Source organism: Streptomyces sp. NPDC086519 (genome assembly GCF_040686075.1).
GTDB classification, from domain to species: domain Bacteria; phylum Actinomycetota; class Actinomycetes; order Streptomycetales; family Streptomycetaceae; genus Streptomyces; species Streptomyces shenzhenensis.
In genome coordinates this window covers 17,102-39,208 of record NZ_JBFBJL010000078.1, presented here as the reverse complement: position 1 = coordinate 39,208, position 22,107 = coordinate 17,102, and the positions used below count along the sequence as shown (strand labels likewise).

Sequence of the window (22,107 nt, the reverse complement as noted above, 5' to 3'; positions counted from 1 at the left end):
GGGTGTGGGTCCGCCCGCCCCCCCGGGGGGCCGGCGCGGGGGGGGGGGGGGGGGGGTTTTGCGGGTGGTGCGGGGGCCGCCCCGGGGCCGGCGCCCCCCCCCTCTCACATGTCCCGCTACTTCTTCTTCGCGCCGCGCTTCTCGCGCACCCGCACGGAGATATGGATCGGCGTGCCCTCGAAGCCGAACTCCTCGCGCAGCCGGCGCTCGATGAAGCGGCGGTAGCCCGCCTCGATGAAGCCGGACGCGAACAGGACGAACCGTGGGGGCTTGGTGCCGGCCTGGGTGCCGAACAGGATGCGCGGCTGCTTGCCGCCCCGCACCGGGTGCGGGTGGGCGGAGACCAGCTCGCCGAGGAAGGCGTTGAGGCGGCCGGTGGGGACGCGGGTCTCCCAGCCGGCGAGGGCGGTCTCGATCGCCGGGACCAGCTTCTCCATGTGGCGGCCAGTGCGCGCCGAGACGTTGACGCGAGGGGCCCAGGCGACCTGGCCGAGCTCGGTCTCGATCTCGCGTTCCAGGTAGTAGCGGCGTTCCTCGTCGAGGGTGTCCCACTTGTTGAAGGCGAGAACGACCGCACGGCCCGCCTCGACGGCCATGGTGACGATGCGCTGGTCCTGCACCGAGATGGACTCGGAGGCGTCGATCAGGATGACCGCGAGCTCGGCCTTCTCCACCGCCGCCGCGGTGCGCAGCGAGGCGTAGTAGTCGGCGCCCTGCTGGAGGTGGACGCGCTTGCGGATGCCCGCGGTGTCGACGAACTTCCAGGTGACGCCGCCGAGTTCGATCAGCTCGTCGACCGGGTCGCGGGTGGTGCCGGCGAGTTCGTTGACGACGACGCGCTCCTCGCCCGCCACCTTGTTGAGGAGGGAGGACTTGCCGACGTTCGGGCGGCCGATGAGGGCGATGCGGCGGGGGCCGCCGACGCCGGGGCCGCCGAAGGTCTGCTCGGGCGCCTCGGGCAGCGCCTCCAGGACGGCGTCCAGCATGTCGCCGGTGCCGCGGCCGTGCAGGGCGGAGACCGGGTGCGGCTCGCCGAGGCCGAGGGACCAGAGGTAGGCCGCGTCGGCCTCGCCGCTGGGGCCGTCGACCTTGTTGGCGGCCAGCACGACGGGCTTGCCGGCCTTGCGCAGCAGGCGGACGACCGCCTCGTCGGTGTCGGTCGCGCCGACCTTGGCGTCGACGACGAAGACGACCGCGTCGGCCGCCTCGATGGCGTACTCGGCCTGAGCCGCCACGGAGGCGTCGATGCCGAGGACGTCCTGCTCCCAGCCGCCGGTGTCGACGACCTTGAAGCGGCGGCCCGCCCACTCGGCCTCGTAGGTCACACGGTCCCGGGTGACACCGGGCTTGTCCTCGACCACGGCCTCACGGCGGCCGATGATGCGGTTGACGAGAGTCGACTTGCCGACATTGGGACGGCCGACGACGGCGAGGACGGGCAGCGGACCGTGGCCGGCCGCCTCGATGGCGCCCTCGACGTCCTCGATGTCGAAGCCCTCTTCCGCGGCGAGCTCCATGAACTCCGCGTACTCGGTGTCACCGAGCGCCCCGTGGTCGTACTCGTGCTCAGCCGAGTCGCCGGGCTGGATGTGGTCGTTCATGAAGTCCGTACCTCGTCGTTCATCGTGGTGATCGGTGGATCAGCCGCACAGGAGACCGATCCACTACTCAGTGTCGCCCCAGGGCATGTCCGGCGGATCGTGCCGGAGACGCGGGGGTGTGGTGCGCTCATCTGCCGTGTTGCCGACGCACACCACCCCGCTCACCCGAGAGTAGTGGGCGCCGCTGCCTTTCTCCGACCCGATCCGCCGGACCGGCCCTAGCGTCCGGTCAGACGCCTGGCGTTCTCCAGGTGGCCGGCGAGCTGCTTCTGGATGCGCTCGGTGGCCTCGTCCAGGGCCGTGCGGGTGCGCCGGCCGGTGCCGTCGCCCGCCTCGAAGGGGTCGCCGAAGACGACGTCGACGCGGGACCGCAGCGGAGGCAGCCCCTTTATCAACCGTCCGCGCCGCTCGGAGCTTCCCAGCACCGCCACCGGGACGATGGGCGCCCCGGAGCGCACCGCGAAGTAGGCGAGCCCGGCGCGCAGCGCGGCGAAGTCGCCGTCGCCCCGGCTGCCTTCGGGGAAGATGCCGAGCACTCCCCCGGCCTCCAGGACGCCGAGCGCCCGGGTGACGGCGGTGCGGTCGGTGGAATGCCGGTCCACCTTCAGCTGCCCGATCCGGGTCAGGAACGGGTCGAGCGGCCCGACGAACGCCTCCTTCTTGATGAGGAAGTGCGTCGGCCGGGGCGCCACGCCCATGACCATCGGGCCGTCGATGTTGTGGGAGTGGTTCACGGCGAGGATCGCCGGGCCCCGCGTGGGCACCTTCCAGGCGCCGAGCACGCGCGGCTTCCACAGCCCGTACATCAGGCCGACCCCGATGCGCCGCCCGGTCTCGGCGCCCCGCTGCGACGGAAGACTCACTTGCCGGCCCGCTTCTCCTCGACGAGGGTGACGACGCACTCGATGACCTGGGCCAGCGTCAGCTCGGTGGTGTCCACCTCGACCGCGTCGTCGGCCTTGGCGAGCGGCGAGGTCTTGCGGGTCGAGTCGGCCGCGTCCCGCTTGACCAGGGCCTCGCGGGTGGCGTTGACGTCGGCGCCCTTCAGCTCACCGCTGCGCCGGGCCGCGCGGGCCTGGGGCGAGGCGGTGAGGAAGACCTTCAGGTCGGCGTCGGGCAGCACGGTCGTACCGATGTCCCGGCCCTCGACGACGATGCCGGCCGCGGCGGCGCGGGCCAGGGACCGCTGTAGCTCGCTGATCCGGGTCCGCACCTCCGGTACCGCGCTGACCGCGCTGACCTTGGAGGTGACCTCCTCGCCGCGGATCGGGCCGGAGACGTCCACGCCGTCGACGGTGATCGTCGGCTTGACCGGGTCGGTGCCCGAGACGATCTCCGGCTTGCCGGCCACCGCCGCGATCGCGGTCGGGTCGGTGAGGTCGATGCCGTTGTTCACCATCCACCAGGTGATCGCCCGGTACTGGGCCCCGGTGTCCAGGTAGCTCAGGCCGAGCTGCTCGGCCACCGCCTTGGAGGTGCTCGACTTGCCGGTGCCCGAGGGGCCGTCGATCGCGACAATCACGGGCTTTACGGCGCCGTTTTCCACGGGGGGACACCTTCCGGGTGCAGGGTGGTGGGTGGTGTGGGGGCGGCAGTGCGCCCCGCACAAGGTTACCGGCCCCCGGGACCGCGGTTCTCAGCGCTACTGGCGCAGCGCCCAGCCCCGGTCCCGCAGCGCCGACGTGAGCAGGGGCACCGCCCTCGGCTCCACCCAGAGCTGGACGTGACCGGCCTGCTGACCGGTCGCGTGCTCGATCCGCACGTCCTCGACGTTGACCCCGGCCGCCCCCGCGTCCGCGAAGATCCGGGCCAGCTGGCCGGGCTGGTCGTCGATGAGCACCGCCACGACCTCGTACGCCCGCGGCGCCGAGCCGTGCTTGCCGGGGACCCGCACCTGGCCGGCGTTGCCGCGGCGCAGTACGTCCGCGATGCCCGCGCCGCCCTCGCGCCGCTTGGCCTCGTCCGCGGACTGCAGGGCCCGCAGGGCGCGGACCGTCTCGCCGAGGTCGGCGGAGACGTCGGCGAGCAGATCGGCGACCGGGCCGGGGTTCGCGGAGAGGATGTCGATCCACATCCGGGGGTCGGAGGCGGCGATCCGGGTCACGTCCCGGATGCCCTGTCCGCACAGCCGTACGGCCGACTCGTCGGCGTGCTCCAGGCGGGCCGCGACCATGCTGGAGACCAGGTGGGGCATGTGGGAGACCAGGGCCACCGCGCGGTCGTGGGCGTCGGCGTCCATGACCACCGGCAGGGCCCGGCAGTGCGAGACCAGCTCCAGGGCGAGGTTCAGCACCTCGGTGTCGGTGTCCCGGGTCGGGGTGAGCACCCAGGGCCGGCCCTCGAAGAGGTCGGCGGTGGCGGCCAGCGGCCCGGACTTCTCCCGGCCCGCCATGGGGTGGGTCCCGATGTACGACGACAGGTCCAGGCCCTTGGCCTCCAGCTCCCGGCGCGGGCCGCCCTTGACGCTGGCCACGTCGGCGTAGCCGCGGGCCACGCCCCTGCTCATCGCGTCCGCGAGGACGGAGGCGACATGGGCGGGCGGGGCGGCGACGATCGCCAGGTCGACCCGGCCCTCGGGGGCCTCGTCGGTGCCGGCGCCGAGCGCGGCCGCGGTCCGGGCCTGCTCGGGGTCGTGGTCGGCGAGGTGGACGACGACGCCCCGCTGGACGAGGGCGAGCGCGGCGGACGTGCCGATGAGACCGGTGCCGATGACGAGCGCGGTTCTCACTGCGCGATGTCCTTGCGCAGGGCGGCCGCGGCGCCGAGGTAGACGTGGTTGACGTCGCCGCGCGACCGGTCGGTCTCGATGTGCGCCAGTATCCGTACGACCCGGGGCATCGCGCCGGCGATGTCCAGCTCCTGGGCGCAGATCAGCGGCACGTCGACGATGCCGAGCCCCCGCGCCGCGGCCGCCGGGAAGTCGCTGTGCAGGTCGGGGGTGGCCGTGAACCAGATGCTGATCAGGTCGTCGGCGGTCAGGCCGTTCCGCTCCAGGACGGCCGTGAGCAGCGCTCCGACCTGCTCGTGCATGTGACCGGCCTCGTCCCGCTCCAGCTGGACGGCCCCCCGGACCGCTCGTACCGCCACGGCACCGCTCCTGTTCTGACGTCGGCCTCTTGGTCCGGCCAGCCTAGTCAGACCGCCGCCGGGCCCGTACGCCGCGCCCGCCCGCTGAGACACGGCGGGCTTTCGGCACCGCCGCCCGCCATGGCCCCAATGTCGCGTGCAGTACCCCGCTCCGCTACTTGGGGGGAGGCACTCCGGCCGGTCTTCGGCGCCGATGAAGTACGGCAGGCCGCACGGCCGGCGGTGCGCCGCCGGTGCGCGTTGGGCTGTCGGACGTACGAAACACGCGTTTTGCCCCACTCCACCCCGGGTTGCTTCTTCTTCGGTGTTTTCAGTGCCAAGATGCTGCTGCTCCGCTCGGAGCGACTGCCTGGCCGGCTGCCGCCGATCGTCGGTGGGCCGGTGTTCGCCGTGCTCACGCTGGTCTGGCTGATGTCCGCCTGCTGGTTCTTCCGCACGTTCGGGGTGACGACATGACCGACGGCTCCACTCGGCGCAGCATGCTCACGACGGGTACCGCGGCGCTCGCCGCGGCCTGTGTGGGCTGCGGCAACCAGAGCGGCAACGGCTCCTCCAGCTCGTCCGGGTCGCCCACCTCCGGGTCGTCCGCCTTCGGGTCGCCCACCTCCGGTTCGTCGGCCTCCGGATCGTCGAGCGCGGGCGCCGGGAAGACGCTGGCGCAGACGAGTGAGATCCCGGAGGGCGGCGGCATGATCTTCAAGGACCAGAAGATCGTGGTGACCCAGCCGACGACGGGCGAGTTCAAGGCCTTCTCGGCGATCTGCACACACATGGGCTGCACGGTGAGCCGGGTGGCGGACGGCACCATCGACTGCCCCTGCCACGGCAGCAAGTTCCACATCGCCGACGGCGCGGTGGCCCACGGCCCGGCGGCCAGGCCGCTGCCGGCGAAGTCGATCACGGTGAGCGGAAATTCGATCACCCTGGGGTGACCGGCCGCGTACGCTCCGGGGCATGCACCCCGAGGACCTGGTACGCGACCACACGATCTACGCCTGTGTCATGGGGTCGCGCGCCTTCGGTCTGGCCACGGCGGACAGCGACACCGACCGCCGGGGTGTGTTCCTCGCCCCCACCCCCCTGTTCTGGGGCTTCGAGAAGCCGCCGGCGCATGTCGAGGGGCCGGGCGAGGAGCGGTTCTCCTGGGAGCTGGAACGGTTCTGCGAGCTGGCGCTGCGGGCCGACCCGAACATCCTGGAGTGCCTGCACTCGCCCCTGGTCGAGCGCATCGACGACACCGGCCGCGAACTGCTCGCCCTGCGCGGCGCCTTCCTCTCCCGGCGCGCGTACGACACCTTCACCCGCTACGCCCTGGGCCAGCGCCGCAAGCTGGACGCCGGCATCCGCACGCACGGCGCCCCCCGCTGGAAGCACGCGATGCACCTGCTGCGGCTGCTGACCAGCGCCCGCGATCTGCTGCGCACCGGCGAGCTGACCGTCGACGTGGGCGAGCGGCGCGCGGAGTTGCTGGCGGTGAAGCGGGGCGAGGTCTCCTGGGCGGAGGTCGAGTCCCGGATGGCCCGGCTCGCCGCGGAGACCGAGCGGGCCCTGCGCGGCAGCCCGCTGCCGGCGGAGCCGGACCACGCGCGCGTGGCCGGCTTCCTGTTCCGCGCCCGCCGGGACTCAGCGCTCCAGGCGCACCCGGACCACCAGGTCGTGCAGGGCGTCCTGCGCGCGGGGCGCGTCGGGCAGCGCTGAGCCGCTCTGTGCCTCGTCGAGCAGGACGTGCAGCCGCTCCACGTCGGCCTCCACGCGCGCGTGCCCGACCGCGGCCTCGCCGTGCTCCCGCTCGGCCTTGGCGGCGATCAGCTCGGGCAGGTGGGCCGGGGCCCCGGGCACCTCGCCCAGGAGCGCGGGCAGATGGGCCCGCACCTCGCCGCTGCGCATCAGGTGGATGCCGGTGAGCAGCACCCGGAAGGTGTAGAGCAGCGGTTGACGAGGTCCGTCTCGGCGCCGTAGCGCACCCAGGTCCGCGAGCGGGTCTCCTCCGGCTCGCGCGGTCCGACCAGGCCGGCGGCGGGCAGCAGATGGACGCCCCGCAGATCCAGGCCGGAGTCCCGGGACGGGAAGCCCCACAGGTGCGCTCCGGAGACGGTCGCGAACAGCAGGGGGTCGGGCTGTTCGGCCACGACGGACGCCAGGTCGAGGTCCGGATCAAGGTCGTCGATCATGCGTTCAAGAGTCCCAGAGCGCGCCCAGGGTCAGCAGGTCGCCCCCGTACTCGATCCGGTCGGCCCACTCCGTCGGCCAGGCGTCCGCGCCGAGCCAGGCCCCCGCGAACGCCCCGGTGAGGCAGGCGATCGAGTCCGAGTCGCCGGAGGAGCAGGCGGCCCGGCGCAGGGCGAGCAGCGGTTCGCCGGGGAAGAGCAGGAAGCAGAGCAGTCCGGTCGCCAGGGCCTCCTCGGCGATCCAGCCGGCGCCGGTGGCCAGGCAGGGGTCGGCCTCGGGGGAGGCGGTCCGCACGGCCTCCTGGAGCCGGTCGAGGATCTCCAGGCACTCGTCCCAGCCGCGCGCGATGAAGTCCTCGGGGGTCGCGTCGTGGCTGCGCGTCCACAGGTCGCCGAGCCAGGGGTGGCGGTAGCGGGTGCGGTTCTCGCGGGCGTAGGACCGCAGTTGACCGAGGAGCTGGTCCGGTCCGGCCCCCTGCGCGAGAAGCCGTACGGCACGTGCGGTGAGGTCGGAGGCGGCCAGGGCGGTGGGATGGCCGTGGGTGAGGGCGGACTGCAACTGGGCGGCCCCGGCGCGCTGTTCGTCGCTGAGCCCCGGCGCGAGCCCGACGGGCGCGACCCGCATGTTGGCGCCGCAGCCCTTGGAGTCGATCTGGCTGGCGTCCTGCCAGCGGCGTCCCTCCTCCTTCAGGAGATCGCAGGCCCGCAGGCAGGTCCGGCCGGGCGCCCGGTTGTTCTCGGGCGACTGGTACCAGTTCACGAACTCCTCGCGCAGCGGCCGTTCCAGCCGCTCGGGCGCGAGCACCCCCCGGTCCATCGCGGTGCGCATCGCGTGCCCCACGGCGAGGGTCATCTGGGTGTCGTCCGAGACGACGGCGCGCCGGGGCAGCTCCATCTCCCGCCACGGCCCGAACTTCGCGAGGATCGAGGGCACGTCGTTGAACTCGGTGGGGAAGCCGAGCGCGTCCCCGAGGGCGAGACCGATCAGGGAGCCGGTGGCGGCGCGTTTGTCGCCTATGTTCGCGGTCATGCGGGGCGTCCTTCCCGGGACGGGCGGAGCAGGGGCGGGTGGAGCGCGGTGGCGGTGCCCGCGCGGTAGAGGGCGGCCGGTTTGCCGCGGCCGCCGGTCAGCCGGGCGGCGCCGGGGACGGGTTCGACGAAGCCGGGGGTGGCGAGCACCTTGCGGCGGAAGTTGGGGCGGTCCAGCGCGACGCCCCACACGGTCTCGTAGACGTTCTGCAGCTCGCCGAGCGTGAACTCGGGCGGGCAGAAGGCGGTGGCGAGACAGCTGTACTCCAGCTGCGCGCCGACCCGGTCATGGGCGTCGGCCAGGATCCGCTCGTGGTCGAAGGCGAGCGGCCGGGCCGGGTCGTAGGGCTGCCAGCGTGCCTGGGCCGCGTCACCGCCGCCGTGCGGCTCGGGGGCGTCGGGCAGCAGCGCGGTGAAGGCGACGGAGACCACCCGCATCCTCGGGTCGCGGTCGGGCTCGCTGTAGGTGCGCAGCTGCTCCAGACGCAGTCCGGACACGTCCGACAGGCCGGTCTCCTCGGCGAGTTCCCGCCGGGCCGCCGTCTCGGCCGACTCCCGCGGCAGCAGGAAGCCGCCGGGCAGCGCCCACTGTCCGGCGTACGGCTCCTGCCCGCGCTCGACGAGCAGCACGTGCAGGGCGCCGGCGCGCAGGGTGAGGACGGCGAGGTCGACGGTGACGGCGAAGGGTTCGAAGGCGTACTTGTCGTAGCCCCGCATGCGCCCGTCCACCCCCTCGATGATCGACGCTACTAATAGTCGTAACGACTATAAAGAGCCCGCCGTGATCACGCAAGCTCCCCGTGGCCGCTGGAGCGCCGTTCGCGGACACGACGACGGCCGGCCCCGGAACATCCGGAACCGGCCGTCAGAAAGCCGCACAGAGCCCCTGCACGGGGTCCACGGCGCCTTGGAGGTCGGCTTGGAGGCCGCCTGGGAGGCCGACTTGGAGGCGGCTTAGAGGTCGACCTCCTTCATGAGCATCCCGACCTCGGTGTTGGACAGGCGGCGCAGCCAGCCCGACTTCTGGTCGCCGAGGGTGATCGGCCCGAAGGCGACCCGCACCAGCTTGTCGACCGGGAACCCGGCCTCGGCCAGCATGCGGCGCACGATGTGCTTGCGGCCCTCGTGCAGGGTGACCTCGACCAGGTAGTTCTTGCCGGTCTGCTCGACGACCCGGAAGTGGTCCGCGCGCGCGTACCCGTCCTCCAACTGGATGCCGTCCTTGAGCTTCTTGCCCAGGTCGCGCGGGATCGGGCCGACGATGTGCGCGAGGTAGGTCTTCTTCACGCCGTACTTGGGGTGGGTCAGCCGATGGGCCAGCTCGCCGTGGTTGGTGAGCAGGATGACGCCCTCGGTCTCGGTGTCGAGCCGCCCCACGTGGAAGAGCCGGGTCTCCCGGTTGGTGACGTAGTCGCCGAGGCACTGCCGGCCGTCCGGGTCCTCCATGGTGGAGACCACACCGGCCGGCTTGTTCAGCGAGAAGAACTGGTACGACTGCGTGGCGACCGTCAGCCCGTCGACCCTGACCTCGTCCTTCTCCGGGTCGACCCGCTTGCCCTGCTCCAGGACGATCTCGCCGTTGACCTCGACCCTCGCCTGCTCGATCAGCTCCTCGCAGGCTCGCCGGGAGCCGTAGCCCGCGCGGGCGAGGACCTTCTGCAGCCGCTCGCCCTCCTGCTCGGCGCCCGGGAAGGTCTTGGGGAGCTTGACGTCCTTCTGGCCCGCGTACCGCTCCCGGTTGCGCTCCTCGGCGCGGGCGTCGTACTCACGGGAACTCGCCGGAGCCGTACGGCCGCGCCCGGTGCCCTGGCCCTGCCTGGGGCCGCCCTTGGCACCGCCGCGCGCCGAGGCGCCACGGCCCGACTTGGGGCCGTCCTGGGTGGCGCCGGGTCCCACGTCGTAGCGCCGCTCCTCCGGGCGCGGCTTCTTCGGCCGGCCGCCCTGCTTGTCGTCGCGGGCGTTCCCGGCGCCGCGGTAGTTACCGCGGCCACCGCTGCTCCCGCCGCGGCCGCCGCTGTTGCCACCACGGCTCCCGCCGTTGTTTCCGCTGCTGTTCCTGCCGCTGCTGCTTCGCATCAAAGTTCCGTCTTGTCGTCTGCGTCCTCGGAGTCCGGAGCGTCCGGATCGAACGACGGCACACCCTCCTGGGTCTCGGCCTCGATCGCCTCCGCCTCCGGGAGGAAGGGCGCGAGCTCCGGGAGCTCGTCCAGGCCGCGCAGGCCCATCCGCTCCAGGAAGTAGTTCGTCGTCCTGTACAGGATCGCACCTGTTTCGGGTTCCGTGCCCGCCTCCTCGACCAGACCGCGCTGGAGCAGGGTGCGCATCACACCGTCGCAGTTGACCCCGCGCACGACGGAGACGCGGCTGCGGCTCACCGGCTGGCGGTAGGCGACCACCGCGAGGGTCTCCAGGGCGGCCTGGGTGAGCCGGGCGGTCTGGCCCTCCAGGACCAGCCGCTCGACGGCGGGCGCGTACTCGGCGCGGGTGTAGAAACGCCAGCCGCCCGCGACGAACCGCAGCTCGAAGCCGCGGCCCTGCGCGGTGTACTCCTCCGCCAGCGCCCGCAGCGCCTTCGTGATCGTCTGCCTCGGCCGCTCCAGGAGCCTGGCCAGGTGCTCGGCGGTGGCGGGCTCGTCCACGACCATGAGCACCGCCTCCAGGGCCGGCTTGAGGTCGAGCTCGGCGACGGGCCGCAGCCCCGCCGGCAGCTCCGCGGTCTCCTCACTCACGCCTTCTCCTCCTTGGGCGGCTCGGGCGGCCGGTCGAACTCGTCGGTGACCATCGGCCGGGTCTGCTCGTCGCCGCCGGTCCAGCGCACGATCAGGTCGCCGAGGGCGGTCTCCTGGTCGAGGGCGACGGCCTTCTCCCGGTACAGCTCGAGGAGCGCCAGGAAGCGGGCGACGACGGTGAGCGTGCTGTCGGTGTCCGCCACGAGCACCCGGAAGCTGGCCTCCCCCAGCTCCCGCAGCCGCGCGACCACGATCTGGGCCTGTTCCTGCACGCTGACCAGCGGGGCGTGAATGTGGTCGACGTACACCTGCGGCTTGGGCTTGGGCTGCATCGCCTTGACCGCGAGCCTGGCGAACCCCTCCGGCCCGATGCTGATGACGACCTCGGGCAACAGCTCGGCGAGATGCGGTTCGAGGCCGACGGTACGCGGCCAGCGGCGGGCCTCGTCGTCCAGGCGCCGGTTGAAGATGTCGGCGATCTGCTTGTACGCCCGGTACTGCAGCAGCCGCGCGAACAGCAGGTCGCGGGCCTCCAGCAGCGCCAGGTCGGCCTCGTCCTCGACCTCGGCGGCGGGCAGCAGCCGGGCGGCCTTGAGGTCGAGCAGGGTGGCCGCGACGACGAGGAACTCGGTGGTCTGGTCCAGGTCCCAGTCCGGCCCCATGGCCCGGATGTGCGCCATGAACTCGTCGGTCACCTTGGAGAGGGCGACCTCGGTGACGTCCAGCTTGTGCTTGGAGATCAGCTGGAGGAGCAGGTCGAAGGGCCCCTCGAAGTTGGCGAGCCGGACCTTGAAGACGCCGTCCCGCTGTTCCTCGGGTTGTGCGGCTCCGGGTTTCTCCTGCGGCCCGCCCGCGTGGTGGGCAGGCGTTCCGCCGGGGGTCCCCTCAGGCCCTTCAGGCAGTGGGGGAGGAACGGGCGGGCTCAACGCCCCACCGGCCTCAGCCGGACCTGCGACCTCAGCCGGACCTGCGACCTCAGCCGACGACGGCCCCTCGTCCACCGACGGCACTGCTTCCGGCACCGGCGGCGAAACCCCCGGTCCCCGCCCCAGCGCACGCCTGCGCCCGGCACCGGGGCCGGAAGCGGGAACGTCGTTCGAGGTCATGGCCCCCGCAGGCTACCTCTAGCGCCCGCGCAGCCGGCGTACGAGGATGCTCGCGTCCCCGCGGGACTCCAGGTCGGCCAGGACCACGGCGACCGCCTCGCGGACGATCCGGCCCCGGTCCACGGCCAGCCCGTGCTCACCCCGGAGCACGAGACGGGCGTGCTCCAGGTCCATCAGCTCCTCGGCGGAGACATAGACGGTGATCTTCTCGTCGTGCCGCTCGCGCCCGCTGGGCCGCCGGGCGGGCGCCCGGCCGCGCTTGCGCGGCTGGGCCTGGGCGTCGGCGCCAGAACCTTCCTGCGCCCCCTGCCGGCGCGGGCCGGAGGGCGCCACGGTGGCCGACGCCCCGCGGTTGCGGGACTCCCCGGCGTCGGCCGGCCCGGCCTCCGCCGCCACGTGCTCCGCGCCCTCGCCGTCGCCGCCCTGCACGGGTACCGACTGGGGCACGTCCTCGGCGGCCGCGGCCGCCGTCTCGTCGCTCTCCCCCGCGGGAGCCGGCACCCGGGCCTCGCCGTTGACCGGGCGCCTGGGGGTGGACGGCTGCAGCGCCATCCCCCCGGTCGTACGGAACAGTTCGTCGGCCCCGGGCAGACTCACTCGGCGTGACACCGGGCGAGCACCTCCCTGGCGAGCTGGCGATAGGCGGCGGCACCGACGGAGTTGGAGGCGTACGTGGTGATCGGCTCACCGGCGACCGTGGTCTCCGGGAAGCGGACCGTGCGGCCGATGACCGTGTGGTAGACGTGGTCGTCGAACGCCTCGACCACACGGGCCAGCACCTCACGGCTGTGGACCGTGCGCGAGTCGTACATCGTGGCGAGGATGCCGTCGAGCTCCAGCTCCGGGTTGAGCCGCTCCTGGACCTTCTCGATGGTCTCGGTCAGCAGGGCGACACCGCGCAGGGCGAAGAACTCGCACTCCAGCGGCACGATCACCTTGTGGGCCGCCGTCAGCGCGTTGACCGTGAGCAGGCCGAGCGAGGGCTGACAGTCGATCACGATGTAGTCGTAGTCGGGCAGCAGCGGCTTGAGGGCGCGCTGCAGCGTCGACTCGCGGGCGACCTCGGAGACCAGTTGGACCTCGGCGGCCGACAGGTCGATGTTGGAGGGCAGCAGGTCCATGTTGGGGACCGCGGTCTTCAGGAGGACCTCGTCGGCCGCCATGCCCCGCTCCATGAGCAGGTTGTAGACGGTGAGGTCGAGCTCCATCGGGTTGACGCCGAGACCGACCGACAGCGCGCCCTGCGGGTCGAAGTCCACGAGCAGCACCCGCCGGCCGTACTCCGCGAGCGCGGCACCCAGGTTGATGGTCGACGTGGTCTTGCCGACGCCGCCCTTCTGGTTGCACATCGCGATGATCGTCGCGGGGCCGTGACTGGTCACCGGCCCCGGGATCGGGAAGTACGGCAGCGGGCGACCGGTCGGGCCGACGCGCTCGCGGCGCTGGCGGGCAGCGTCGGGCGCGAGCGTGGCCGCGTACTCCGGATCGGGCTCGTACTCGGCGTCGGGGTCGTAGAAGTGCCCGTCGGGCAGTTCGTCGTAGTCGGCGAATTGGTTGTGGGGCGCGCCACTTCCGTCGCCGGCCATGGCGTTCACGTGATGGCCATCCATGCTCTGGTGTGCTGTCCGCGTGGTCAGCGGACTCTGGGCTGCTGCGAAGGTACGCACCGCGACGGAGCCGACAGCCTCGAACCCCGCGGGACCCTGGCCCCGTACCGGCATTCCTGGTTGACCACCCCCGGGAGAAAATGTCGACTCATTCACAAGTCGTCTTACCTCCTTGGTGACCAGGAAACTTCTAGACAGGTCAGCGTGGCACCATGCCGACGGTTGGCGACTCTATGGCGTGTCGGGCGTTGTCAGCAACACAATCCGCCGGACCCGGCAGGATGTGTCGGCAATGAAACATCCCGCTGTCAAGGGCGTACGACCGTCGCACAGCAGGTTCCACCGGTGTGCGAATCGGTCGAAGAGTTACGTTCGAGGCGAGTTGACCGCAAGTCGCAAAGTGACCATACACACATCCGGCCGGACCTTGTCGGGCAAGGTCCGGCCGGTTGTGCGCGATTGACGCGGCTTGTTGACGTATCGCCTTTACGAAAAGGTGACTTGCCGGTCGAGGCCGGCTCAGCCGATCAGCGTGTCGAGGTCCAGGTGCTCCAGGCCGTGCGCCTCGGCGACCTCCTTGTAAACCACCTTGCCGTCATGGGTGTTGAGACCCTTGGCGAGCGCGGCGTCCCTGCGCAGCGCCTCCGCCCAGCCGTTGTCCGCGAGCGAGACGATGTACGGCAGCGTGGCGTTGGTGAGCGCGTAGGTGGAGGTGTTGGGCACCGCGCCGGGCATGTTGGCGACGCAGTAGAAGACCGACTCGTGAACCTTGAAGGTCGGCTCGGCGTGGGTGGTGGGGCGGGAGTCCTCGAAGCAGCCGCCCTGGTCGATCGCGATGTCGACAAGGACACTTCCCGGCTTCATCCGGGAGACCAGCTCGTTGGTGACGAGCTTCGGGGCCTTGGCGCCCGGGATGAGCACGGCGCCGATCACGAGGTCGGCCTCCAGGCAGGCCTTCTCCAGTTCGAAGGCGTTGGACATGACGGCCTTGACCTTGGTGCCGAAGATCCGGTCGGCCTCGCGCAGCTTGTTGATGTCGCGGTCGAGCAGGGTCACGTCGAAGCCCATGCCGATGGCGATCTGCACGGCGTTCCAGCCGGAGACACCGCCGCCGATGACGACGGCCTTGGCGGGCAGCACACCCGGGACTCCGCCGGGCAGGACGCCACGGCCGCCGGCGGCGCGCATCAGGTGGTAGGCGCCGACCTGCGGGGCCAGCCGGCCGGCCACCTCGGACATGGGCGCGAGCAGCGGGAGCGCGCGGCTCGGCAGCTCGACGGTCTCGTAGGCGATCGCCGTGGTGCCGGACTCCAGGAGGGCGTCCGTGCACTCCTTGGACGCGGCCAGGTGCAGGTAGGTGAAGAGGGTCTGGTCCTTGCGGAGGCGGTGGTACTCCTCCGCGATCGGCTCCTTGACCTTCAGCAGCAGGTCGGCGGTGGCCCACACCTCGTCGGCGGTGTCCAGGATCGTGGCGCCGGCGGCCACGAACTCGTCGTCGGGGATCGACGAGCCGACACCGGCGCCGCGCTCGATGACGACCTGGTGGCCGTGACGCACCAGCTCGTGCACGCCGGCCGGGGTGATGGCCACCCGGAACTCGTTGTTCTTGACCTCGCGGGGGATGCCGACCTTCACGTCGATCACGGTCCTTGGCTCAGAGGGTGTGTGGGGGCATAGATACACATACCCGGCATGCATCCGCATACCAGGAGACACCGCGGAAGAACCGGCGGCAGAGCCAGTTTAATGAAGGCGTTCCGGCTGTCTAGCCTTTCATTGCATCAATCTTCGCGGGATGCACTACGGATTTCGCAGGTGTTAGCGCCGTGTTCCAGGTCGGAGTCGAGGTCCGAGGGGCCCACGGGCCCCGAAGGCTCCTCACCCAGCATGCGTTCGGCGGCCGACCGGTGCAGGCTCGCGGCGGTGAAGTCACCGAGGCGCTCCAGCGTGTCGGCGAGCCGCAGCTGAAGCGCCGCCTGGAGCCGGACGTCCTCGGCGCGACGCGCCCACTCGACCGCCTCCTGGCAGGTGCACAGCGACTCCTCGGGCCGTCCGGCGTACTCCTGGACCCGGGCCAGCTCGCTCAACGCCCTTGCCAGTGCGGGCACATCACCGTTCTTGCGGTGGCCGGAAACAGCCGCCCGCCAGGCCCGCAGCGCCTCGCCGTACCGGCCCGCGTAGGTGTGCGCGCCGCCGATACGGCCGTAGAGCCGGGCCGCCTCGGCACGCTCGCCGCGGGCCAGGCGCTCGGCGAGCGCGCGGCCGAACCAGTCGGCGGCCCGGTCGTAGTCCCCCAGCTCCTGATACGCGCCACCTACGGATTCCATTGCGCGACCGGTCGCGTACGGGTCATTCGCGCTGCGTCCGGCGTCCAGCGCAGACCGGTAGCGCACCAGAGCGGCCGCGGTCCGGCCGGTCTGCGCGTCCAGGTCGCCGAGGTTCAGCAGCGCGGCGGCCTGCTCGCGGTGCAGCCCGCGGCGCCGGGCGACATCGAGGACCAGCCCGTGGATGCCGTACAGGTCGGGGGCCGCGGCCTGGGTGCCGAGGTGCGCCACCATGGCCTTGACCAGCTGCGCCATCAGACGGCGGGCCAGCGTGTCGAGCTCGCCGTCGGCGACCGCCGCCCGGGCGGCGGCCAGCAGGGCCGGGCGCCGGGCGCACAGCCAGTCGGCGGCGGCCCGGGGGGTGGGGAAGCGCAGCTCGCGGGGCAGGGCCTGGAGCTTCTCGCGGGCCTGCGGGCTGTCGGTCTCGGTGATGGCCCGGCAGGACTGCAGCAGCCGTACGGTGCGCTCCAGCATCCGGGCGCGGGCCAGCTGGAGCTCCCCGGCCCGCTCCCGGCTCTCGGCCAGGGCCCGGAGCAGCGGGTGCAGGCAGCCGGGGACCTCGTACTGGGGCAGCGGGGAGGCCAGGGGGTGCAGCAGGCCCAGGCGGACCAGCTCGTCCAGGGCGGTGCGGGCGGTGTCGACCGAGCAGCCGGCGAGGGCGGAGGCGGTGTGCGGGTCGGCCAGGCCGGCCGGGGCCAGGCTGAGCAGGCGCAGTATCCGCGCGGGCTGGGCCGGCAGCTGGTCGTGCGCGAACCGGAAGACCCGGGCCAGCACCGTGCCCTCGTCCGGCTCCGCGTGCAGCCGCTTGGCGAGGTCGGAGACGGCCGCCTGGGGGCGGGCGGCGAGCCAGCCGCCGGCCAGGGCGAGTGCGGCGGGCTGCGCCTGGCACGCCTCGACCAGCGACTCGGCGGACCGGGGGTCGACGGTGATGCGGACCGAGCCGGTGTACCGGCTGAGCAGTTCCACGGCCGACTTGGTGTCCAGGCCGCCCAGGGTGCACGGGCGGACGTCCGAGATGCCGGTGAGCGGGCCGCCGGAGACGGCGACGGCCAGGCAGTCCGCGGTGTCGGGGAGCAGGACGTCGACCTCTTCGGCGCCGGGCGCGTCGTCGAGCAGGAGCAGCATCCGGCGTTCGGCGAGGGCGGTGCGCAGGGCGTGGGTGAGGTCGTCCGCGGCGGCGCCGGCCGGGGTGGGCAGCCGCAGGGCGGTGAGGAGGTCGCGGGCGGTGCGCTCGACGGGGACCGGGGTGCCGTCGGGCTCGGCGAGGCGGGCGCGCAGCACCCCGTCGGGGTAGTCGGCGGCGACCTGCCGGACGAGCTCCTCGGCGAGGGCGGTGCGGCCGGAGCCGGGTCGGCCGGCGATCAGCAGCACCCGGGCGCGGGGGGCCTTGCGGCCGGCGATGGTGTCCAGGCCCGCGCGCTCGATGTCGGCGCGCAGTTCCTTCAACTCCCTTGTACGGCCCAGGAACCGGTCGTCCGTGGCCGCGGGCGCCGGCCGCCGTGCGCCGCCTGTGTCCACCGCCTGATCCGTCACGGGCCACACTCCCGTCCCACCGCACACGCAGGCCCGCCGGGGCTCCGGTTCGGGCGTTTCGGCTCAATCGCATCGAGCCTAGTTCACGTGCGCGGACGTTCCGGGCGGAGCGCGGCGGGCGCATCGCCCGATCGGATCAGGCGATGGTCACACCGGGTCGCCCGATCGGTGGTTCAGGACTCGAAGGGGCGGGCCGGCCAGGGCGCGTCGGCCGGCCGCAGCGCGTCGAGACCGCCGCCCGTACGGGCGGCGACCAGCGAGAGGACGCCTGTCACCAGGCAGTTGTTGTGCAGATCGCCGGCGAGGACCAGGCGCACCAGCTCGTCGACCGGCACGCGCGCGTACTCCAGGTCGGTCTCCTCGTGCTCCGGCGCGAAACGCTCCCCGTCGGCCTCGGACAGGTCACGGGCCAGGAAGATCCGCACCGCCTCGTCGCAGCCGCCGGGGGTGGTGTACAGGTCGGTCAGCACCCGCCAGTCCTCGGCCTTGACGTGCGCCTCCTCGTACAGTTCGCGCTGGGCCGCGTGCAGCGGGTTCTCGCCGGGGACGTCGAGCAGGCCGGCCGGGATCTCCCAGAGCTTGTGCCGGACCGGGTGCCGGTACTGGCGGATGAGCAGCACCCGGTCCTCCCCGTCGAGGGCGAGGACGGCGACCGAGCCGGGGTGCACCTGGTAGTCGCGGCGGACCACCGAGCCGTCGGGCATGACCACCTCGTCCGTGCGGACCGAGGTCTTGTTGCCCACGAAGGGAGTCTCCGTCGCCCGGATCTCCCACTCCTCGGGGGTGTCCTTGATCGTCATGCCGTGCCGCCCTTCCGCGTGCCTGCCACGTGCAGAAAAGAAAACCGGGGTGCGCGCCTTTGAAGGTTTGCACCCCGGCCACCGTACAACCGGTGTGTTACTTCGAACTCTCCTGCTCGACGGCGCCCTGCTGACGCGCGACCGCGGCCTTCACCAGGCCCGCGAAGAGCGGGTGCGGGCGGGTCGGGCGGGAGCGCAGCTCCGGGTGGGCCTGGGTGGCGACCAGGTAGGGGTGGACGTCGCGCGGGTACTCGACGTACTCGACGAGCTTGCCGTCCGGAGAGGTGCCGGAGAACAGGATGCCGGCCTTCTTCTCCAGTTCCGCGCGGTAGGCGTTGTTCACCTCGTAGCGGTGGCGGTGCCGCTCCTCGACGTACTCCTTGCCGTCGTACACCTCACGCACGAGGGAGCCCTCGGCCAGCTTGGCCGGGTACATGCCGAGGCGCATGGTGCCGCCCATGTCGCCCTCGCCGGCGACGATGTCGAGCTGCTCGGCCATGGTGGAGATGACGGGATGACCGGTGGCGGGGTCGAACTCGGTGGAGTTGGCGTCCGGGATGCCGGCCAGGTTGCGGGCGGCCTCGATCACGATGCACTGCAGGCCGAGGCAGAGGCCGAGCAGCGGGATCCTGTTCTCGCGGGCGTAGCGGATGGCACCGACCTTGCCGAGCACACCGCGGTCGCCGAAGCCGCCCGGGATGCAGATGCCGTCGACGTCCGAGAGCTGCGCCGCGGCGCCGGCCGGGGTCCTGCAGTCGTCCGACGTCACCCACTTGATCTTCACGCGGGCCCTGTTGGCGAAGCCGCCGGCGCGCAGCGCCTCGGTGACCGAAAGGTAGGCGTCGGGCAGGTCGATGTACTTGCCGACCAGCGCGAGGGTGATCTCGTGGTCGGGGTTGTGGACGCGGTCGAGCAGGTCGTCCCAGGTCCGCCAGTCCACGTCCCGGAACGGCAGGTCCAGCTTGCGGACGACATACGCGTCCAGGCCCTCGCCGTGCACGGTCTTCGGGATGTCGTAGATCGAGCGGGCGTCCGGGCAGGCCACGACCGCGGCCTCGTCGACGTCGCACATCAGCGAGATCTTGCGCTTGATGGCGGTGGGGACCTCGCGGTCGCAGCGCAGGACGATCGCGTCCGGCTGGATACCGATGTTGCGCAGGGCGGCCACGGAGTGCTGGGTGGGCTTGGTCTTCAGCTCGCCGGAGGGCCCGATGTAGGGCAGGAGCGAGATGTGAACCACGAAGACGTTGTCCCGGCCGACCTCGTGCCGGACCTGGCGGACCGTCTCCAGGAACGGCAGCGACTCGATGTCGCCGACCGTGCCGCCGACCTCGGTGATGACGACGTCGACCTCGTCGGTGGCCATGCGGCGGATGCGGTGCTTGATCTCGTTGGTGATGTGCGGGATGACCTGGACCGTGTCGCCCAGGTACTCGCCACGCCGTTCCTTCGCGATCACCGTCGAATAGACCTGACCTGTGGTGACGTTGGCGGAGCCGTCCAGGTCGCGGTCGAGGAAACGCTCGTAGTGGCCGATGTCCAGGTCGGTCTCGGCACCGTCGTTGGTGACGAACACCTCACCGTGCTGGAAGGGGTTCATCGTGCCCGGGTCGACGTTCAGGTACGGGTCGAGCTTCTGCATCACGACGCGCAGGCCCCGGGCCTTGAGCAGCATGCCCAGGCTGGAGGCCGTCAGGCCCTTGCCCAGCGAGGAGGCGACACCCCCGGTGACGAAGATGTGCTTGGTCGTCGTAGCTGTGCTCGATCGAAAAGCGGGCGGCGGCATGGCCAAGAGGGGGCTCCCGTGGTCGCGGTCTGTCGTGCGGTGCGGCTGCCTTCCGGGAGTTACCGGGGGTTGGGCCGTCGCTGCGGTTCGGGGGTTTCGTGCCCACCGGTCCACGGGCTACCAGGGTATCAGCGCCGCGCAGGGATGGCTTCCGGCCACACTCCGTACGCAGGTCGACACGGACGTAAGGTCTGTCTTACCGGCTTTTCACTCAGGGCTCACCCGTTCGGCCCGCACGGGTTGCCCCGAGCGGCACGCAGATCATCTACGTGCGTCGTATCCTGCTCGGACACTCGCTGCCGAGCCCGCCCGGAGAACACGGCACACCCCCGCCCGTCACTCCCGGAACACGAGAGCCTGGCAGTTCGTTGAGCTATGACTGTCGTTTTGCCTCAGGGCACGGCGGGCTGCTTTGCTTCACCGCTCAACGACGCACAACAACAACCCCCCCTTGACCGCACTAGCGACAGCCCCCTTCTGTCTGGGGGTGACGTGGCCGTTCGACTGGAGTTGCACGTGGCCGGGCGCATCGAAGATTACGCACTCATCGGAGACATGCAGACCGCCGCCCTGGTCTGCCGGGACGGCACAGTGGACTGGTTGTGCCTGCCCCGCTTCGACTCGCATGCCATCTTCGCCGGTCTGCTCGGCACGGAGGAACACGGCTTCTGGCGGCTCGGCCCGGCGCACGCGGCCGACTCCCGGCCCCCGACCGCGTCGCGCCGCACCTACCGGGGCGACTCGCTGATCCTGGAGTCGGAGTGGGACACCCCGCGCGGCACGGTCCGGGTGACCGACTTCATGCCCCCGCGTGACGGCGCGCCCCAGCTGATCCGCATCGTCGAGGGCGTCACCGGCCGGGTCCCGATGCGCTCGGTGCTGCGGATGCGGTTCTCCTACGGCCGGGTCGTCCCGTGGGTGCACAAGCACGACGGCCGTACGGTCGCGGTCGCGGGCCCCGACTCGGTGTGGTTCGACACCTCGGCGGAGACCTACGGAAAGTCGCTGACCACCTACGCCGACTTCACCGTGGCCCCCGGCGACCGGATCGCGTTCACGATCTCGTGGCAGCCCTCGCACAAGGAGGCGCCGCCGCTGCCGGAGCCGGAGCAGTCGCTGGAGGCGACCGAGGACTTCTGGCGGGAGTGGGTCGAGCACTGCACGTACCACGGGCCCTACCGCGAGGCCGTGATCCGCTCCCTGATCACGCTGAAGGCCCTGACGTACGCCCCCACGGGCGGCATCGTCGCCGCGCCCACCACCTCCCTCCCCGAGGACATCGGCGGCGTCCGCAACTGGGACTACCGCTACACCTGGCTCCGCGACGCGGCCATCACCCTGACCTCGCTGCTGCGCACCGGCTACCGCGAGGAGGCCCGCGCCTGGCGCGAGTGGCTGCTGCGCGCGGTCGCCGGCGACCCCGAGAACCTGCAGATCATGTACGGCATCGCCGGCGAGCGCGAGCTGGGCGAGGCCGAGCTGGACTGGCTGCCCGGCTACGAGAACTCGGCGCCGGTCAGGGTCGGCAACGGCGCCGCCCACCAGCTCCAGCTGGACGTCTACGGCGAGGTCACCGAGGCCCTCCACCTGGCCCACATGACCGGCCTCGCCCGCAACGACTACGCGTCCCTCCTCCAGCTCAAGCTCATCCGCTACCTGGAGGACCACTGGGACGAGCCGGACGAGGGCATCTGGGAGGTGCGCGGGCCGCGCCGGCACTTCGTGCACTCCAAGGTGATGGCCTGGGTCGCCGTCGACCGCACCATCAAGCTCATCGAGTCCGGGGACGCGGACGGCCCGCTGGAGCGCTGGAAGGAACTGCGCGACGACATCCACCGGGACGTCTGCGAGCGGGGCTACGACAAGGAACGCAACACCTTCACCCAGTCCTACGGCTCCCAGGAGCTGGACGCCTCGCTGCTGCTCATCCCCCAGATGGGGTTCCTGCCGCCGGACGACAAGCGGGTCATCGGCACCATCGAGGCGATCCAGCGGGAGCTGTCCACGTCGGACGGCTTCATCCTGCGCTACCCGACCGCGGGCGGCGACGAGGGTGTGGACGGGCTGCCCGGTGACGAGGGTGCCTTCCTGGCGTGCTCGTTCTGGATGGCCGACGACCTCGCGATGATCGGGCGGGTCGACGAGGCCCGCAAGCTGTTCGAGAAACTGCTCGCGCTGCGCAACGACCTCGGTCTGCTGGCGGAGGAATGGGATCCGCGGCTGAAGCGGCAGGTGGGGAACTTCCCGCAGGCGTTCAGCCATGTGCCGTTGATCGATACGGCGCTCCGGCTCACGGCTTCGGGAGCGTACGGAGGGTAGCCGCCGGCGGGTGCGGCC

The 22,107-nt window shown here is 72.0% G+C and carries 19 protein-coding genes and 2 pseudogenes; 4 read left to right on the top strand and 17 right to left on the bottom strand.

All coding sequences use genetic code 11. From position 1 onward, the window contains the following. Window positions 1–116: 116 nt before the first annotated feature. The 5 genes from der to aroH form a co-directional block, all read right to left on the bottom strand. Entirely contained in the window at window positions 117–1,601 is a 1,485-nt protein-coding gene (gene der / locus AB0P24_RS41825; RefSeq protein WP_365803602.1) for a ribosome biogenesis GTPase Der, read from the bottom strand. A gap of 218 nt (window positions 1,602–1,819) precedes the next feature. Then, window positions 1,820–2,407, bottom strand: a complete 588-nt coding sequence (locus AB0P24_RS41820) for a lysophospholipid acyltransferase family protein (protein ID WP_365803614.1) — start codon at window positions 2,405–2,407, stop codon at window positions 1,820–1,822. Window positions 2,408–2,460: 53 nt separating this feature from the next. Continuing rightward, on the bottom strand, window positions 2,461–3,147 hold the full coding sequence (cmk, locus tag AB0P24_RS41815) for a (d)CMP kinase (RefSeq protein ID WP_365803600.1): 687 nt from the start codon (window positions 3,145–3,147) through the stop codon (window positions 2,461–2,463). A gap of 96 nt (window positions 3,148–3,243) precedes the next feature. Further along, a complete protein-coding gene (locus AB0P24_RS41810; protein ID WP_365803598.1) occupies window positions 3,244–4,329 on the bottom strand; it encodes a prephenate dehydrogenase in 1,086 nt (361 codons plus the stop codon). Beyond that, window positions 4,326–4,688, bottom strand: coding sequence for a chorismate mutase (aroH, locus tag AB0P24_RS41805; RefSeq protein ID WP_365803596.1), 363 nt, complete (start codon window positions 4,686–4,688; stop codon window positions 4,326–4,328). Before aroH ends, AB0P24_RS41810 begins: the two co-directional genes overlap by 4 nt. 237 nt (window positions 4,689–4,925) lie before the next feature. On the opposite strand from aroH, the pseudogene AB0P24_RS41800 reads away from it, so the two are divergent. From AB0P24_RS41800 to AB0P24_RS41790, 3 genes and pseudogenes are all read left to right on the top strand, one after another. Beyond that, a pseudogene (locus tag AB0P24_RS41800) lies at window positions 4,926–5,144 on the top strand (DUF6529 family protein); the annotation flags it as partial. Further along, window positions 5,141–5,620, top strand: a complete 480-nt coding sequence (locus AB0P24_RS41795) for a Rieske (2Fe-2S) protein (RefSeq protein ID WP_365803594.1) — start codon at window positions 5,141–5,143, stop codon at window positions 5,618–5,620. The pseudogene AB0P24_RS41800 and the gene AB0P24_RS41795, both read left to right, overlap by 4 nt. A 22-nt stretch (window positions 5,621–5,642) precedes the next feature. Next, window positions 5,643–6,386 carry a nucleotidyltransferase domain-containing protein gene (locus AB0P24_RS41790; protein WP_365803592.1) on the top strand — a complete coding sequence of 248 codons (744 nt, stop codon included), beginning with the start codon at window positions 5,643–5,645 and terminating at the stop codon, window positions 6,384–6,386. Here AB0P24_RS41790 and AB0P24_RS41785 read toward each other — a convergent pair. From AB0P24_RS41785 to AB0P24_RS41730, 12 genes and pseudogenes are all read right to left on the bottom strand, one after another. After that, window positions 6,312–6,859: pseudogene (locus AB0P24_RS41785) on the bottom strand (nucleotidyltransferase domain-containing protein). The gene AB0P24_RS41790 and the pseudogene AB0P24_RS41785 sit on opposite strands and share 75 nt — an antisense overlap. A 4-nt stretch (window positions 6,860–6,863) precedes the next feature. Then, a complete protein-coding gene (locus AB0P24_RS41780; protein WP_365803591.1) occupies window positions 6,864–7,886 on the bottom strand; it encodes an ADP-ribosylglycohydrolase family protein in 1,023 nt (340 codons plus the stop codon). Further along, window positions 7,883–8,602, bottom strand: coding sequence for an NUDIX domain-containing protein (locus tag AB0P24_RS41775; RefSeq protein WP_365803611.1), 720 nt, complete (start codon window positions 8,600–8,602; stop codon window positions 7,883–7,885). Before AB0P24_RS41775 ends, AB0P24_RS41780 begins: the two co-directional genes overlap by 4 nt. Before the next feature lie 237 nt (window positions 8,603–8,839). Beyond that, on the bottom strand, window positions 8,840–9,961 hold the full coding sequence (locus AB0P24_RS41770; protein ID WP_365803589.1) for a pseudouridine synthase: 1,122 nt from the start codon (window positions 9,959–9,961) through the stop codon (window positions 8,840–8,842). Then, the gene (gene scpB, locus AB0P24_RS41765) at window positions 9,961–10,614 is read right to left on the bottom strand and encodes an SMC-Scp complex subunit ScpB (RefSeq protein ID WP_365803587.1); all 654 of its coding nucleotides are present in this window, start codon (window positions 10,612–10,614) and stop codon (window positions 9,961–9,963) included. Before scpB ends, AB0P24_RS41770 begins: the two co-directional genes overlap by 1 nt. After that, complete coding sequence (locus AB0P24_RS41760) at window positions 10,611–11,720, bottom strand: segregation/condensation protein A (protein WP_365803585.1); 1,110 nt, start codon at window positions 11,718–11,720, stop codon at window positions 10,611–10,613. The genes scpB and AB0P24_RS41760 overlap by 4 nt, the downstream gene beginning before the upstream one ends. A gap of 18 nt (window positions 11,721–11,738) precedes the next feature. After that, window positions 11,739–12,329, bottom strand: a complete 591-nt coding sequence (locus AB0P24_RS41755) for a hypothetical protein (RefSeq protein ID WP_365803583.1) — start codon at window positions 12,327–12,329, stop codon at window positions 11,739–11,741. After that, entirely contained in the window at window positions 12,314–13,441 is a 1,128-nt protein-coding gene (locus tag AB0P24_RS41750; protein ID WP_181808434.1) for a ParA family protein, read from the bottom strand. Before AB0P24_RS41750 ends, AB0P24_RS41755 begins: the two co-directional genes overlap by 16 nt. Window positions 13,442–13,846: 405 nt before the next feature. Next, window positions 13,847–14,971: an alanine dehydrogenase gene (gene ald, locus AB0P24_RS41745; protein WP_365803580.1), complete on the bottom strand. Its 1,125-nt coding sequence runs from the start codon at window positions 14,969–14,971 to the stop codon at window positions 13,847–13,849. A 137-nt stretch (window positions 14,972–15,108) separates the two neighbouring features. Further along, window positions 15,109–17,184, bottom strand: a complete 2,076-nt coding sequence (locus tag AB0P24_RS41740; RefSeq protein WP_365803578.1) for a tetratricopeptide repeat protein — start codon at window positions 17,182–17,184, stop codon at window positions 15,109–15,111. 173 nt (window positions 17,185–17,357) lie between these two features. After that, window positions 17,358–17,984: an NUDIX hydrolase gene (locus AB0P24_RS41735; protein WP_365803576.1), complete on the bottom strand. Its 627-nt coding sequence runs from the start codon at window positions 17,982–17,984 to the stop codon at window positions 17,358–17,360. 97 nt (window positions 17,985–18,081) lie between these two features. Further along, entirely contained in the window at window positions 18,082–19,770 is a 1,689-nt protein-coding gene (locus AB0P24_RS41730) for a CTP synthase (protein WP_365803610.1), read from the bottom strand. Window positions 19,771–20,286: 516 nt separating this feature from the next. On the opposite strand from AB0P24_RS41730, the gene AB0P24_RS41725 reads away from it, so the two are divergent. After that, window positions 20,287–22,089, top strand: a complete 1,803-nt coding sequence (locus AB0P24_RS41725) for a glycoside hydrolase family 15 protein (protein WP_365803608.1) — start codon at window positions 20,287–20,289, stop codon at window positions 22,087–22,089. The last annotated feature ends 18 nt before the right edge of the window (window positions 22,090–22,107 follow it).

Bases quoted from the DNA above. Each gene is read 5' to 3' on its own strand.
- der (WP_365803602.1), bottom strand. From the start codon at position 1,601: ATGAACGACCACATCCAGCCCGGCGACTCGGCTGAGCACGAGTACGAC.
- AB0P24_RS41820 (WP_365803614.1), bottom strand. From the start codon at position 2,407: ATGTACGGGCTGTGGAAGCCGCGCGTGCTCGGCGCCTGGAAGGTGCCC.
- AB0P24_RS41795 (WP_365803594.1), top strand. From the start codon at position 5,141: ATGACCGACGGCTCCACTCGGCGCAGCATGCTCACGACGGGTACCGCG.
- AB0P24_RS41790 (WP_365803592.1), top strand. From the start codon at position 5,643: ATGCACCCCGAGGACCTGGTACGCGACCACACGATCTACGCCTGTGTC.
- AB0P24_RS41780 (WP_365803591.1), bottom strand. From the start codon at position 7,886: ATGACCGCGAACATAGGCGACAAACGCGCCGCCACCGGCTCCCTGATC.
- AB0P24_RS41775 (WP_365803611.1), bottom strand. From the start codon at position 8,602: ATGCGGGGCTACGACAAGTACGCCTTCGAACCCTTCGCCGTCACCGTC.
- AB0P24_RS41770 (WP_365803589.1), bottom strand. From the start codon at position 9,961: ATGCGAAGCAGCAGCGGCAGGAACAGCAGCGGAAACAACGGCGGGAGC.
- AB0P24_RS41760 (WP_365803585.1), bottom strand. From the start codon at position 11,720: ATGACCTCGAACGACGTTCCCGCTTCCGGCCCCGGTGCCGGGCGCAGG.
- AB0P24_RS41750 (WP_181808434.1), bottom strand. From the start codon at position 13,441: ATGCCGGTACGGGGCCAGGGTCCCGCGGGGTTCGAGGCTGTCGGCTCC.
- AB0P24_RS41735 (WP_365803576.1), bottom strand. From the start codon at position 17,984: ATGACGATCAAGGACACCCCCGAGGAGTGGGAGATCCGGGCGACGGAG.
- AB0P24_RS41730 (WP_365803610.1), bottom strand. From the start codon at position 19,770: ATGCCGCCGCCCGCTTTTCGATCGAGCACAGCTACGACGACCAAGCAC.